Here is a 15,341-nt window from a genome sequence, read left to right as displayed (position 1 = left end):
TCCAGCAAGGGGTTTGCACAGTATATGCACAGTTGGGCGCACCAATGAAGCACAGCCGTTCCGTGGTCAGTGCACCGTCAGCTGGCCGGCTGCCGCGCACCCACCGCGCGCAAGCAGAAGCCGCAGATCGCCTCGACCAGTTGCTCGCCCTGTTGCGGGTCGCCGCGGCTGGGGGCAACTGGGCCCACCAAGGCCTCGGTGAAGGCGCCGACGATGCAGGCCGCCGCTGCGTCCAGCGATTGCTGCGGGAATTCACCGGCCGCCACGCCTTCGGCGAGCAACTGGCGGAACACCTCGCCAAACAGGCGCCGGCCGCGGATGCGCTCGGCATCCACTTCGCTTTCCACCGGCTCGGCAATGAACGCGTAGGCCAACGCAGGGCCGGCCAGCGCACGCCGCACGAAGGTGGCGATGGCGTTACGCAGGCGCTCGGCGGCACTGGCCTGGGTGGTGGCGATGGTGCGCAGGATGGTCATCTCGCGCTGCACGGCTTCGTTGAGAACTTCCACGAAAAGCTCAGCTTTCGAAGGGAAATGTCGGTAAATCTGCCCGGTCGAGACGCCAGCTGCGGCGGCGACGGCGGTCACCGGCGCATTGCGGTAGCCGCCTTCGGCGATCAGGGCGCGGGCTGCGTGCAGGATGCGTTCGCGATTGCCGGCAAGGCGTTCTTCCATCAGGGCGGAGCGTCGATAAGCCATGGTGTGATTCTGGGTTCAATAGTTGAATTTTAGTTCACTTTTTCACTGCGGACCGCTAGGCTGCGCACAAACGCCGTGCGGCCTGCCCGCTCCCACCCGGCACCCCCGATCCTTGCGGAGTCGCTCCATGCACGTGCCGTCCTTGAATTTCGCGCTTGGCGAAGAAATCGATCTGCTGCGCGAAAGCGTGGCGGCCTTTGCCAGCCACCATATTGCCCCGCTCGCGGCCGCTGCCGATCAGGACAATGTTTTCCCCGCGCAGCTGTGGCGCCTGTTCGGCGAGCAGGGCCTGCTCGGGTTGACCGTGGAAGAAGACTACGGCGGTAGCGGCATGGGTTATCTGGCGCATGTGGTGGCGATGGAAGAAATTTCGCGGGCCGGCGGCGCGATCGGGCTGTCCTACGGCGCGCATTCCAACCTGTGCCTCAACCAGCTGCGCAAGAACGCCACGCCCGAGCAGAAGCAGCGCTACCTGCCCAAGCTGTGCACCGGCGAGCATGTCGGCGCGCTGGCGATGAGCGAGGCCGGCTCCGGCTCGGACGTGGTGTCGATGAAGCTGCGTGCCGACGCGCGCGGCGACCGCTTTGTGCTCAACGGCAACAAGATGTGGATCACCAACGGCCCGGACGCCGATGTGCTGGTGGTGTACGCCAAGACCGATCCGGCCGCCGGCGCACGCGGCATCACCGCCTTCATCGTCGAAAAGGGCATGCCAGGGTTTTCCACCGCGCAAAAACTCGACAAGCTCGGCATGCGCGGCTCCAACACCTGCGAGCTGGTATTCGCCGATTGCGAAGTGCCGGCCGAGAATGTGCTTGGCACGCTCAACGGTGGTGTGCGCGTGCTGATGTCGGGGCTGGATTTCGAACGTGTGGTGTTGGCCGGTGGCCCGTTGGGATTGATGGCCGCCGCGATGGATGTGGTGCTGCCGTACGTGCACGAGCGCAAGCAGTTCGGCGAGCCGATCGGCACCTTCCAGTTGATGCAGGCCAAGCTGGCCGACATGTACGTCGGGCTCAACGCCTGCCGCGCGTATGTGTATGCGGTGGCGCGCGCCTGCGATGCCGGGCAGACCACGCGCCAGGACGCGGCCGGCGCGATTCTCTACGCGGCCGAAAAGGCGACCTGGCTCACCGGCCAGGCAATCCAGGTGCTGGGCGGTAACGGCTACATCAACGACTATCCCACCGGGCGCCTGTGGCGCGATGCCAAGCTGTACGAAATTGGTGCAGGCACTTCGGAGATCCGACGCATGTTGATCGGCCGCGAGTTGTTCGAACGCACCGCCTGACGGAGCCATCATGAGCGTGATCACCAGCCAGCTGCAGATCAGTAGCGAGAGCTTCCAACACAACGCTGCCGCACTGCGCGCAGTGATCGAGAATCTGCGCCGCACGCTGGCGCAGACTGCATTGGGCGGCAGCGAGGCCGCGCGCGCCAAGCACACCGCCCGCGGCAAATTGCTGGTGCGCGATCGCATCGATGCTTTGCTTGATCCGGGCAGCGCCTTGCTGGAAATCGCGCCGCTGGCCGCACACGGCATGTACGACGATCAGGTGCCCTGCGCCGGCGTGGTGGCCGGCATCGGGCGCGTGTCCGGGGTGGAATGCGTGATCGTGGCCAACGATGCCACCGTCAAGGGCGGCACCTACTACCCGATGACGGTGAAGAAGCATCTGCGCGCGCAGGAAATCGCGCAGCAAAACCGCCTGCCGTGCATCTATCTGGTCGATTCCGGCGGTGCATTTTTGCCGCTGCAGGATGAAGTGTTTCCCGACCGCGATCATTTCGGACGCATCTTCTACAACCAGGCCAATCTGTCGGCCAACGGCATCCCGCAGATCGCCTGCGTGATGGGGTCGTGCACCGCTGGCGGTGCCTACGTGCCGGCGATGAGCGATGAGACGGTGATCGTGCGCGAGCAAGGCACGATCTTTCTCGGCGGCCCACCGCTGGTCAAGGCGGCCACCGGCGAAGAGGTCAGTGCCGAAGACCTTGGCGGTGCGGACGTGCATACGCGCATCTCCGGTGTGGCCGATCACTTTGCCGACAACGATCTGCAGGCCCTGGCGCGCGTGCGCGCTATTGTCGGGCAACTCAATTGGCGCAAGCCGGCAGCAACATTGGCACTGCGTGCACCGCTACCGCCGCGGCATGCCGCCGATGAACTCTACGGCGTGATCCCTGCCGATACACGCAAGCCGTTCGATGTGCGCGAAGTGATCGCACGCATCGTCGACGACTCGCAGCTGGACGAATTCAAGCCGCGCTATGGCAGCACCCTAGTCACCGGCTTTGCGCATCTACATGGTTACCCGGTCGGCATCATCGCCAACAACGGCATCCTGTTTTCCGAGTCCGCGCTCAAGGGTGCGCACTTCATCGAGCTGTGCACGCAGCGCGGCATTCCGCTGGTGTTTTTGCAGAACATCACCGGCTTTATGGTCGGGCGCAAATACGAGCATGGCGGCATTGCCAAGGACGGTGCCAAGCTGGTGATGGCGGTGGCCTGCGCCAAGGTGCCCAAGTTCACTGTGGTAATCGGCGGTTCGTTTGGTGCCGGCAATTACGGCATGTGCGGCCGCGCGTACTCGCCGAACTTTCTGTGGATGTGGCCGAATGCGCGCATCGGCGTGATGGGCGGCGAGCAGGCCGCCAGCGTGCTGGCCACGGTGCGTCGCGACGGGATCGAAGCCAAGGGCGGGGCCTGGTCGGGCGAGGAAGAAGAGACGTTCAAGGCGCCGATCCGGGCACAGTTCGAGCAGCAAGGGCATCCGTACTACGCCAGTGCGCGGTTGTGGGACGACGGCATCATCGATCCGGCCGATACGCGGCGTGTGCTTGGGCTGGGCTTATCGGCTGCGTTGAATGCGCCGATCGAAACGACACGCTTTGGCGTGTTCCGGATGTGAGGCGGTGATGCGCGCCTGCATGTGCAGCTCTTCAGTGGTTGGCGCTGCACACACATGTGCGAGCAGCTTGTCGCATGTTGTCTGGGGCGCTGCATGAGCGCGCACGTGTTTTCAAGTAGCGGATCATGGTGGAGACCACCTGTACCAGCAGCAATCGCCGTCTTTATCTTGCAATGCACGCAACCGTTTTTTCATCGCAATCCCCGCCGCCATGGCGAGGTGCAGAGACTCAGCTCATGACCCAGCGCGAACCTGTCGCAGCAAATCGGCCGTACTTCGACAAGATCCTGATCGCCAATCGCGGCGAGATCGCGTGCCGGGTCATTGCCACCTGTCGCAAGCTCGGCATCGCGACGGTGGCGGTGTATTCGGATGCCGATCGCGATGCGCGGCATGTACGCCTGGCCGATGAAGCGATCCATATCGGTGCGGCACCGGCGCAGCAGAGTTATTTGCGCGGCGAGGTCATTCTCGATGCCGCACGCGCAAGTGGCGCGCAGGCGATCCATCCCGGTTATGGGTTTCTTTCGGAAAATGCGGCGTTTGCCGATGCCTGCGCGCAGGCCGGCATCGTGTTTATCGGCCCACCCGCAGCCGCGATTCGCGCGATGGGCGACAAGAGTGCGGCCAAGGCGCTGATGCAACGCGCCGGCGTGCCGTTGACGCCGGGCTACCACGGCGACGAACAGGCGCCGGCTTTCCTGCGTGCGCAGGCCGATGCGATCGGCTATCCCGTCTTGATCAAGGCCAGCGCCGGCGGCGGCGGCAAGGGCATGCGCCGGGTGGATGCCAGCGCTGCATTCGAAGAAGCATTGGCCAGCTGCCAGCGCGAGGCGCAATCGGCGTTCGGCAATGCGCAGGTGCTGGTGGAAAAATATGTCGAGCGCCCACGGCATATCGAGATCCAGGTGTTTGGGGATACCCAGGGCGAGGTGGTGTATCTGTTCGAACGCGATTGCTCGGTGCAGCGCCGCCATCAAAAAGTGCTGGAAGAAGCGCCCGCCCCTGGCATGAGCGAACAACGCCGCGCTGCGATGGGCAAGGCCGCCGTGGATGCGGCGCGCGCGGTGGGTTATGTTGGCGCGGGCACGGTGGAATTCATTGCCGGCCCCGATGGCGATTTCTATTTCATGGAAATGAACACGCGGCTGCAAGTCGAGCACCCGGTGACCGAGTTGATCACCGGTACCGATCTGGTCGAGTGGCAGCTGCGTGTGGCTGCCGGCGAGCCGTTGCCGCAGCGTCAGCACGAATTGCGCATCCACGGACATGCGCTGGAAGCGCGCCTGTATGCCGAAGATGCCGAACGCGGATTCTTACCTTCGACCGGCACACTGCGGCAACTGCACTTGCCTGCACCCAGTGCGCATGTGCGTATCGATGCGGGCGTGGAGCAAGGCGACACCATCAGCCCGTATTACGACCCGATGATTGCCAAGCTGGTCGTGTGGGATGTCGATCGCCCCGCTGCGCTTGCACGCATGCGCGAGGCGCTTGCGCAGTTCCATGCGGTCGGTGTCACCACCAATAGTGCGTTTCTGTTGCGGTTGATCGGTACGAAGGCGTTTGCCTCGGCGGATCTGGACACCGCATTGATCGAACGCGAGCATGCGGCCCTGTTTCCGCAAGCGCATGCGCCAGACAGTGCGTGGTGGTGCCTGGCTGCCGTGCTGATGGCCGAGGCGGTGCCGAACGCCACGCCCGATCCGGCCGACCCGTTCTCGCCATGGGGAAACACCGATGGATGGCGTATCGGCGTGCATGCGGCGCACGCCATCACGCTGGAGGCCGCAGGCGAGCGGCGCCAGCTAGGCGTGCGGCGGCTGGCCGATGGTTGGCAGGTTACTGACCTGGGCAACACGCACGCACTGCGCTACCAAACGCAGGACACCGCGCTACGCGTGGAGATAGATGGACGGCAATGGCGCGCACAGGTGCTGCGCGACGGCAGCACGCTAACCCTGATCGGCGCTGAAGACCGTGCGGTCTTCCGCCACCACGACGCATTGGTCGAGGCAGATCAACCCGCGCATGAAACCGGCGGCCTGACCGCACCGATGCCGGGCCGCATCGTGTCGCTGGTCGCCGCGGTCGGCCAGCCGGTCATACGTGGGCAAGCCCTGGTGGTGCTCGAAGCGATGAAGATGGAGCACACCCTGCACGCGCCCGGCGATGGCACCGTGCAGGCGTATCTGGTCGCAGAAGGCGATCTGGTCGCCGATGGCGTCGCGCTAGTGGAATTTGTGTCCGCGTCTGCGTAGCACCGCACCAAAGGGTGACCAACGGCACGCTCGTGTGCGCGGGCATTGCGCCTAGCGTTGCGGAAAGCGGCCGGCGTGGCCGCGATTCTCACCGGAGGCTTTCATGCAACGCCTGCTTCTTGTTTCCAGCATCGTGCTGGCGCTGGCTGCCTGCAGCGACAAAACCGCGTCCACGAGCGATCAGGCCGCACCGCCCGCAGCAACCGCGACAGCGCCGGCAGCCCCCCCGGAACTGATCACCCGCGATGCGCTGTTCGGCAATCCCGAGCGCGCCAACGTGACCATCAGCCCGGATGGCAAATATCTCAGCTGGGTCGCACCGCTGGAGGGCGTGCTCAATGTCTGGGTCGCGCCGGTGGATGCGCCGGATCAGGCGCGTGCGATCACCAAGGACACCGCCCGCGGCATCCGCAATTATTTCTGGACGTATCAACCCAATACGCTGCTGTATCTGCGCGATGACGGCGGCGATGAAGACTTCCATCTGTTCTCGGTCAACCTAACCGATGGCAGCAGCAAGGACCTCACACCGTTCAAGAAGACCACGGCCGAGATGTACCGCGTCAGCGCGCAGAATCCCGAATCGATCATGGTGGGCATGAACGACCGCGACGCCAAGTGGCACGATCTGTACCGGGTCGACCTGGCCTCGGGCAAGCGCACCCTGGTGCAGAAGAACACCGACAGTCTGGAAAGCTATCTGCTCGACGGCGACTACCGACTGCGCTACGCCACCCGCGCCACCGACGATGCCGGCAGAGAACTGCTGGTGCCCGACGGCAAGGCATGGAAGAGCGTGGACCGCATCCCGTTCGAAGACGTCACCAATACCGCGCCCGAGGGGCTTACCGACGACGGCAAGACGCTGTACATGCAGGATTCGCGCAACCGCGACACCTCGGCGCTGTATGCGATCGACACCGCCAGCAATGCACGCACGCTGCTGTTCGAAAACCCGCGCGCCGATGTCGGCACCACCTTGAACGACCCCAGAACCGGCGTGGTGCAGGCGGTGTCCACCGACTACCTGCGCGAAGAGTGGAAGGCCTTGGATACCGGCATCGCCGCCGATCTGCAGAAACTCAAATCACTTGGCGCAGGCGATGCCGGCATCGCATCACGCACGCTCGATGACCGCACCTGGATCGTGGCGTATTCGGCAGCAGAAACACCGCTCACCTACTACCGCTACGATCGTGCCGATGGCGGCAAGCTGACCAAGCTGTTCTCCGCCCGGCCCGCGCTGGATGGCAAACCGCTGGTGCCGATGTGGCCACAGGAACTGACCTCGCGCGACGGCCTCAAGCTGGTCAGCTATCTCACCCTACCCGCGGAGGCCGACGCCAACCACGACGGCAAGGCGGATAAACCGGTGCCGCTGTACATGGCGGCCCGTGGGCGCGCGATAGCTACGGCTACGGGCCGTACGAGCAATGGTTGGCCAATCGCGGCTATGCAGTGCTGGCGGTCAATTTCCGCGGCTCCACCGGCTTCGGCAAGGCCTTCACCAACGCCGGCAACGGCGAGTGGGGCGGCAAGATGCACGACGACCTGCTCGACGCGGTGCAGTGGGCAGTCAAACAGGGCGTGACCACCCCCAACGAGGTCGCCATCATGGGCGGCAGCTACGGCGGCTACGCCACGCTGGCCGGCATGACTTTCACCCCGGACGCGTTCAAGTGCGGCGTGGACATCGTCGGCCCGGCCAACCTCAACACCTTGCTCGCCACTATCCCGCCGTACTGGGCCAGCTTCTACAAGCAGGCGACCAAGCGCATGGGCGACCCGGCCACCGAGGCTGGCAAGCAATGGCTGACCGATCGCTCACCGCTCACGCATGTCGACAAGATCAGCAAGCCGTTGTTGATCGGCCAGGGTGCCAACGACCCGCGCGTCAAACAGGCCGAGAGCGACCAGATCGTCAACGCGATGAAGGCCAAGAACATTCCGGTGACCTACGTGCTGTTCCCGGACGAAGGCCACGGCTTCCGGCGCCCGGAGAACAGCAAGGCCTTCAACGCGGTGACCGAGGGTTTCCTGGGCCAATGCCTGGGCGGCCGCGTGCAACCCATCGGCGAAGACCTGACAGGCTCCAGCATCACCGTCCCGGAAGGCGCCGACAAGGTGCAGGGCTTGAGTGACGCGTTGAAGACGCATACGCAGGCGATTCGGCGGTAATCGGTGGTCGTAGCGCCATCCACTAAGGATGCGTTGACGCCATATTGGGTCTGCAAGTGTTGTCGGGACCGGCGGCTTAGTCGCCGGTCTTACGAGCTGGACATGGCCTCGTCGCCCCATGCGAGCCAAATGCTGATCATTCATCAATACGGAACGATCGGATCTGCCGCCGCCGCCGAATCACGGGCATCTTTTAGCGCACGATGTCGACCACCTCATGCGGCTGCCACCACATCTCGTTTCGAGTACCTGAGACCGGCTAATTGCAGGCCCACACTTCGTTGTTCGGATCCAGCTCCATCGTCTGCATGACGTCACCGCGCATACCGAACCCGCAAATTGCCAAGACACCTTCCATGATCGGTTCAAGACCAAGCAGTGCTTCCACCTGGATCTCGTTGATCGCACAGGTCACAAAAGCGCCCAAGCCCAGATCTGTCGCTGCCATGTAGAGCGTTTGGGAAAAATGGCCTGCTTCCAAGGCAAGTGCGCGATACGCTTTCGCGTGCATGCGGTACTTCCAGAAATTCCGGTAATAGCGCGGACACAGCGCTACGATCACCTGTGCATTGGCGAACCAATCCTGTCCGGCAAGAATAGTGAGTGCCACGCCCTGCAAATCCGGCACAGCCAGGTCTATCGGCTCCAAGGCGTGGTCGATCGGAAGATAGTGGTAAACCCCATCTGCAAGTCCCGACACGTTCCTGATAAGAAGGTAAGCATCCAACGGATGCAAACCGCCTCCCGACGGACTTGAGCGCTTGAGGAAAACGGTCTCTGAATCTGCTTCCAGCACCGCATTTGCAGCAAAGGTCCGCTCTATGATCTTTGCGAAAATCGCATACTCCATGCGTGCGTCAGTATCGAAATTTCTGCACGTCGTACGCCGCCGTAACACGGCATCCAGGTAGCCGTCGACGGCACGCGGAAGGCAGATCTGCTCGGTCGTACCACGCAGGATCTGCTCGGGAGGTGGTGGCCCAAAGGTCTTGAGCAAAGCGGCTGCCGTTTCGGCGCCCGCATCCTTGGCAGCCTGCGCAGAGTCCACATCGTTCCATCGAGTGAACGCATGATAGGTCGCTGCCAGAGGATGCCATTGACTCTTGCGTTGCACGGCATCGCGCTGCTGTGCCGGATGCGCACTCGAATCGTCGGCCAACAGCAAACCTTTTCGCACCAGTGACAAGACCGTCGTCGCCTCTCCGGCTGTGGCTTCATCCTGCCATTGGCTAGGACTGAGGCGGCCTAGTAAGAGGACCTCTGCCTCGGTCAGCACGCACTCCAGGTCCAAGTGCGGAGCGAGCGCTACCCAACGCAACGTTCGCGAAGCACCCGAACCCCCGGCACACAGATCGGCAAGGTCAATCTCTACAGATTCTCTCGGCTCAAGATAGAGAACAGCACAACGACTCACCCGCATGCTTCTACGCTCATCTTTAGATTGATCTTCTAACGGTCAGGAATTAGATTTCTTGAATACTTCCTCACCGTTGACGAGCATGACAGAGACAGACAAGCGCCCTACCCCCTTGAAGCCGGATGTTGCGCATAAGCTCTTGGACCTACTAGCAACTGATGATCAGTTCCGCGACCTATTCAAGAAAGATCCGAAAGACGCCCTTTTACAGGTAGGGCACTCGGCCGAAGACATCGAGCTGCTTGCCTCTCAGCTCAGAGTAGAAAAGCTGGCAGACAAAGCCACTATTGCGCAGGCACGTGACGAGATGTATGCCAGCCTGACGTCCTCGGTCAACATGCAGCCAATTCGGTTGAATGTTCCGTCCGGATCCTCCCCGCAACTCAAGAAATGACAGTGAGCGACAAGTAGAGCATCGCTTACTTGCCGCCAGCCATCGCCGCGTCGAAGACATTCATTGGCTGCTGGCACCATCCACACCCACCGAACTCCGCATATGCTCTGCCGTGGGCATCTTTTAGCCATCTGGTTTCGGTGGACGCAGACCCCTGGTCATCCAGGGCCAGGTAGGCCTCTTTGAGGACTACGTGGTGTTGGTACGTTTCGTTGCCATCCAGATGAGGCTTCAACAATTGGATGGCATCGGTGGCATGACCTTCGAGAAGTGCCATCCGTGCTTGCAGCAGCACTATCTGTTCGGCCACGGAGGGCATCTTGGCCAATTCCGGCCTGCTCGTTAAAGCCTGGAGGACTGCTTTGGCGGCAGCGGCATGCCCCAAGCGCTGGCTTAGCAGCGCAAGAGATGCCGCAACTACCGCATCAGAGCGCTGGCTGACCCCTTCCCCACTTGTTGCAATACTCGACAAGGCTGCGGGGAATGATTCATTGATAGTCGCCAGCGCATCGGCGTGTTGCCCCTGTGCATACTGCGTTGCCGCTTTGGCAACCAGTGATTGCCGGTAACGCGTGGACGTACGATCAATCGCGCCCGAAAGACGCTTTATCTCTGAAAGAGCCTTTTCGCTGCGATTTTCGTCGAGATAAATCGAAACCTGATCGAAATACGCAACATCCAGGCGGTCCTCTGCAGGCCAGATGGCATGTGCGCCCGGGAAGTCGCCTAGCACTGCCAAGGTCACCGCTTCCCATACCGCTGCAGAAGCCAGACCGGAGGATCTAGCAGAACGGAATGTCGCCAATGCTTCCTTCGTCTTTCCCAACGCCAACTGCATCCGACCGACAAGCTCCAGAGACAGCGGATCAAAGTCGTAACGAGACGATGCTGCGCGCTTGGCGTACACAAGCGCCTCTTGATAGCGATTACGTACTTCCAAAGCATATGCGGTGTTTTCGGCCGCTGCAAAATCATCGGGATACAGATTGGCCATCTGCATCCATTTTTCGTAGGCGTTTGTCGGGTCCTTGATCTGCGCGTACCACGCGTCGAGATACACCTGCTCGCGCGGCGGCAATTTCGCCCGTAAGCTGATGGCCTTCTCAAGATACGGCAAGCCGACTGGCGTGTCCTCCAGATAGAAATGACACCGCGCCACGCCGACATTGGCCAAAGCAAACGTCGGATCGAGCTCGACTGCCCTCAGGTAATAGTCGCGAGCACGCAGATAATGTCCCGTGCCAAACTCGCGCTGAGCCAACGCATAGGCATTCAATGCATCCATGTTGGCAGTAGACACGCGCGGCAACGGTGCAGAATTCGCTTTGATGGAGGCGAGCGTCTCGCCAAGTCCTTCGCGCAAATTGGAGCTGACGGCGTCAATCGAGGAAAGTAGGGAGCGCTGCCCCCGTCCCTCCGACTTGTACATGTACACCGTTGCCTGTGTCGCTGGATCGATCACCTCGACCGTGACGCGCAGGTTGCCGCCAACATCCGCTACGCTCGGCAATATGAGCGCCTTTGCGCCGGCACGTAGTGCGATCTGAGCACCTAGTGCACGATCAATCTTGGCGCGCTCACTTTGCTTCATCAGTTCCAGCATATCGTGCGCACGTTTCTCTGAAATGAGATTGACGTGCTTGGACTGTTGCAAACTGAGCCGCAAGGCCTGCTGCAACGGCTCATCCAGCATCGCGCTGTCGGTAAGATTATGCAGATCGCCAACCACAACCCAATCTCGTTCGGCGAACGCAATCGCAGGTTCTGGACGGCCGAAAAACCAAAGAATACCCACTGTGATGAAGATCAATGCAAGCTCGGTCGCCAACGCCGCCGGCCGCCGCCACAATGGAACATCTCGCCACGCTTTGGAGGAATTCTTCGGCGTGCGCAATGGCGTCAGGCCGACTTCTCCTACTTCGTAAATCTCCATCGGCGTCGGTACGCCTTTAAAGCGCCAACGGCCGTGCGACTTCCACAACAGTTGTGTGCCACGATCGCCCAGTTCGCGCGCAGCGCGATGCGTCAGCGACTCGGCCACCGCCGAGATCAGGATCTGCCCGGGCCGTGCCATCGACATCAAGCGGGCGGCGGTGGGCTTGGCCAGGCCTTCCACTTCCAGCGGTTTGGCGCCGATGCTCACCGCTTCGTCGCTGTTGCGCCAGGTCAGCACTTCGCCGACGTGCAGGCCCTGGCGCGCGCATAGCGTCAGCGCGCGGGCATCGCCCATCGCCTTGAGTCCACGTGCGTAATCCAGTGCGAAGCCCAGGCCATCGATGGGGCGATCGAACAGCAGCAACAACCCGTCCGAGCGGTCGATCAGACGGCCGCGCCATTGCTGCTGCAGTTTGACCACCAGACGGTCATGCTCGCGGAACAATGCGGCGGCAGCGTTGTCACCAATACGCTCGACCAGTGCGGTGGAATCGCATAGATCGGTCAACAGCAAGGTGCGCAGACGCGGCGCCTGGATCGCTTCCGACGACGCATCCTTGCGTGCGTGGGTGCGCGTGCTCATTGCTCAGTGATTGCCAGAGGCGAGCGTGTTGCCCGATACCAGCGTACTGCCAGGCGCAGGTGCTTCGTGCATGCACAACACGTTACCGCCCTGCCGCTTGGCCTGGTACAACGCGCTATCGGCCAGCGTGTACCAGTCGTTCCATGCCGCATCCGCATCGATCATGCACAGGCCGAGGCTGACCGAGCAGCCTTGCTCGCTCTGGTTGTTGCCCAGGCGTGCTTCTACTGCGCGCACGATGCATTCGCCGATGTGGTGCATCAGTTCCCGCGTGCCTTGCGCGACCAGCACGCAGAATTCGTCGCCGCCCAGCCGGCAGGCCAGATCGCCATCGGCGATCACCGAGCGCAGTGCATGGGCAACGTTCTGCAGCACACGGTCACCGGCCAGATGACCGAATTCGTCATTGATGCGCTTGAAACGGTCGCAATCGATCAGGATCAGGCCCACACCGGGCACCGCGCCGGAACGCCGACATTCCTGCAGATGCAGCGCCAGACCGCGACGGTTGTGCAGGCCGGTGAGCTCGTCGGTGCGGCTCAGCTCTTCGGTGTGGTTGAGTTTGTGCGAGGTGACATAGAGATTGTCCAGCGCCGCTTCCAGATCATGGTTGCGACGGCGCAGCTGACGGATCAGCAACTGCTCGTTGTTGACCACACGCACGATGGAGCGGCGCAGAAAATGCGCCACCATCGACGGGTCGTGATCGACCAGGCGCTGAAAATCGTCGTGGGCCAGTTCGATCAAACGGCTGTCGGTGGAGGCACTGGCGCCGGCACTGCGTGCGTGGTCGCCGATCAGCAAGCCGAGTTCGCCGAAAAATTCGCCCGGGCCCAGATGCTTGAGCATCAGGTCCTCGCCAAAATCCAGATCGATCTGGCCGCTGACAACGATGAACATCTGCGTACCCACGGCGCCACGCTCGAACAGCGCCTGGCCCGCCGCCAACTCGCGCGCACGGCCGAAGCGGGCGAAAAACGCCAGCTCTTCGGCAGTCATCAGCGCATGCAGCCCGTCGGACAACGTTTTGGCAACGCCTCCAGTCGGTTCGACCGCGCCTGCGGTGTTGTGGCAAGTCATCCAGATTCCCTTAGGCTGGCCTACAACGTTAGCCCATGGACAAATCCTACAGGACCCCTTTGTTCAGCACCAGGTCACACTATTTCTCACAGATGAAGAGACGGAATGACGGGTATGAGGTGAAAAAAAAGGGCCCGGTTTCCCGAGCCCTCTCCCTCTCGAGCTGCACCTGGCGGCTTGCTGCAGGCTAAGAGCGGCTAACAACAACTATTGCACGGCCGCCAGGCAGGCACTCGCTACGTTTTGTTAGTCGCTCTAAGCCGCTTTTTCACTGTGAAACTGCTCTTCCTCGGTCGACCCACGCAGCGCGATGGTGGACGACTGCCCCTGCTGAATCGCCTGCGTCACCGCGTCGAAGTACCCGGTGCCCACCTCGCGCTGATGCTTGACTGCGGTAAAGCCCATGTCCGCCGCTGCGAACTCGGCCTGCTGCAGCTCGACGAAGGCGCTCATCTGGCGGCGCGCGTAACCATGGGCCAGGTTGAACATGCCGTAATTCAAGGCGTGGAAGCCGGCCAGGGTGATGAACTGGAATTTATAGCCGTAGCTCGCCAGTTCGGTCTGGAATCTGGCGATGGTGGCGTCGTCCAGGTGCTTCTTCCAGTTGAAGCTCGGCGAGCAGTTATAGGCCAGCAATTTACCGGGGAACTTGGCATGGATGGCTTGGGCGAAGGCGCGCGCGAATTCCAGATCCGGCTTGCCGGTTTCGCACCAGATCAGATCCGCATACGGTGCGTAAGCCAGCCCGCGACTGATCGCCTGATCCAGCCCGTTGCGGGTCTTGAAGAAGCCTTCGACAGTGCGCTGCCCGGTGGTGAAGGGCTGATCGTTGGTATCCACATCGCTGGTGATCAGATCGGCCGCTTCGGCATCGGTACGTGCGATCAACAGCGTCGGTACGCCCAGCACATCGGCCGCCAGACGCGCGGCATTCAACTTTTCGATCGCTTCACGCGTAGGCACCAGCACCTTGCCGCCCATGTGGCCGCACTTTTTCACCGAGGCCAGTTGATCTTCGAAATGCACACCGGCGGCGCCGGCTTCGATCATCGCCTTCATCAGCTCGAAGGCGTTGAGCACGCCGCCGAAGCCGGCTTCGGCATCGGCCACGATCGGCTGCAGGAAGTCGATGTCATCGTTGCCTTCGGCGTGGTGCAATTGATCGGCACGCAGCAAGGTGTTGTTGATGCGCTTGACCACCGCCGGTACCGAATCGGCCGGATACAGCGATTGGTCCGGATACATCTGCCCGGCCAGATTCGCATCGGCGGCGACCTGCCAACCGGACAGGTAAATCGCCTTCAAACCGGCCTTGACCTGCTGCATCGCCTGATTGCCGGTCAACGCGCCCAGCGCATTGACGAACGGCGTGGCGTGCAATGAATTCCACAGCTTGTCCGCGCCCAACCGTGCCAGCGAATGCTCGACATGCACGGTGCCACGCAAGCGCACCACATCGGCCGCGGTGTAGTTGCGGGTGATGCCGGTCCAGCGTGGGTTGCTGGCCCAGTCCTGCTGGATCTGTTCGGCGGTCTGCAGTGTGTCGCTCATGGTGCGTTCTCCTGACAGGGATACGACGGATGCAACTAGGGCCTGTTAACACATCCGAAGCCCATCAACGACTAGGACGAAGCTGAGGAATCCAAGGAACATGACATCCAGCTTCTCGAAGCGCGAGAAAATCCGGCGGTAGCCTTTCAAGCGACGGAACAGTCTCTCCACTTCGTTGCGCCGCTTGTACATCTCCCGGTTGTACTCCCAAGGCTCGACCCGATTGGATTTCGGCGGGACCACCGGCACGAAGCCAAGATCGAGCGCTAACTGGCGGGTTTCGTTGCCTTCGTAAGCACGGTCCATCAACAAATGAATCGGCCGCTCCACTG

At 61.9% G+C, this 15,341-nt stretch carries 10 protein-coding genes and 1 pseudogene; 5 read left to right on the top strand and 6 right to left on the bottom strand.

Going from position 1 to position 15,341, the window contains the following annotated elements; translation table 11 throughout:
* Nucleotides 1-77 precede the first annotated feature (77 nt).
* Nucleotides 78-698 (bottom strand): TetR/AcrR family transcriptional regulator, encoded by a 621-nt coding sequence (locus ABS769_RS04160; protein WP_104549931.1) that lies wholly within the window; start codon nt 696-698, stop codon nt 78-80.
* Between the two features lie 127 nt (nt 699-825).
* On the opposite strand from ABS769_RS04160, the gene ABS769_RS04155 reads away from it, so the two are divergent.
* The 4 genes and pseudogenes from ABS769_RS04155 to ABS769_RS04140 all read left to right on the top strand — a co-directional run bounded on the left by ABS769_RS04155 (nt 826) and on the right by ABS769_RS04140 (nt 8,049).
* Nucleotides 826-1,989, top strand: a complete 1,164-nt coding sequence (locus ABS769_RS04155) for an isovaleryl-CoA dehydrogenase (protein ID WP_317061043.1) — start codon at nt 826-828, stop codon at nt 1,987-1,989.
* A gap of 10 nt (nt 1,990-1,999) precedes the next feature.
* Complete coding sequence (locus ABS769_RS04150; RefSeq protein WP_317061042.1) at nt 2,000-3,610, top strand: carboxyl transferase domain-containing protein; 1,611 nt, start codon at nt 2,000-2,002, stop codon at nt 3,608-3,610.
* 236 nt (nt 3,611-3,846) lie between these two features.
* Nucleotides 3,847-5,871 (top strand): acetyl/propionyl/methylcrotonyl-CoA carboxylase subunit alpha, encoded by a 2,025-nt coding sequence (locus ABS769_RS04145; protein ID WP_317061041.1) that lies wholly within the window; start codon nt 3,847-3,849, stop codon nt 5,869-5,871.
* Between the two features lie 103 nt (nt 5,872-5,974).
* Nucleotides 5,975-8,049: pseudogene (locus ABS769_RS04140) on the top strand (alpha/beta fold hydrolase).
* 259 nt (nt 8,050-8,308) lie between these two features.
* Here ABS769_RS04140 and ABS769_RS04135 read toward each other — a convergent pair.
* Entirely contained in the window at nt 8,309-9,469 is a 1,161-nt protein-coding gene (locus tag ABS769_RS04135; RefSeq protein ID WP_317061040.1) for a putative peptide maturation dehydrogenase, read from the bottom strand.
* A gap of 52 nt (nt 9,470-9,521) precedes the next feature.
* Here ABS769_RS04135 and ABS769_RS04130 point away from each other — a divergent pair, with 52 nt between their 5' ends.
* Nucleotides 9,522-9,860 carry an NHLP-related RiPP peptide gene (locus ABS769_RS04130; protein WP_317061039.1) on the top strand — a complete coding sequence of 113 codons (339 nt, stop codon included), beginning with the start codon at nt 9,522-9,524 and terminating at the stop codon, nt 9,858-9,860.
* Between the two features lie 25 nt (nt 9,861-9,885).
* Here ABS769_RS04130 and ABS769_RS04125 read toward each other — a convergent pair whose 3' ends face one another.
* From ABS769_RS04125 to ABS769_RS04110, 4 genes are all read right to left on the bottom strand, one after another.
* Nucleotides 9,886-12,378, bottom strand: coding sequence for a putative peptide modification system cyclase (locus ABS769_RS04125; protein WP_317061038.1), 2,493 nt, complete (start codon nt 12,376-12,378; stop codon nt 9,886-9,888).
* Between the two features lie 3 nt (nt 12,379-12,381).
* Nucleotides 12,382-13,458 carry a GGDEF domain-containing protein gene (locus ABS769_RS04120; protein WP_229010168.1) on the bottom strand — a complete coding sequence of 359 codons (1,077 nt, stop codon included), beginning with the start codon at nt 13,456-13,458 and terminating at the stop codon, nt 12,382-12,384.
* A gap of 255 nt (nt 13,459-13,713) precedes the next feature.
* Nucleotides 13,714-15,009 (bottom strand): isocitrate lyase, encoded by a 1,296-nt coding sequence (gene aceA, locus ABS769_RS04115; protein ID WP_317061037.1) that lies wholly within the window; start codon nt 15,007-15,009, stop codon nt 13,714-13,716.
* 45 nt (nt 15,010-15,054) lie between these two features.
* Nucleotides 15,055-15,341 (bottom strand): transposase (locus tag ABS769_RS04110; protein ID WP_317061036.1); only part of this gene is annotated, 287 nt, incomplete at its 5' end.

It is taken from the genome of Xanthomonas hortorum (assembly GCF_040279205.1).
Taxonomy (GTDB): Bacteria; Pseudomonadota; Gammaproteobacteria; order Xanthomonadales; family Xanthomonadaceae; genus Xanthomonas; species Xanthomonas hortorum_F.
This window is presented reverse-complemented; position numbering and strand designations above follow the sequence as displayed.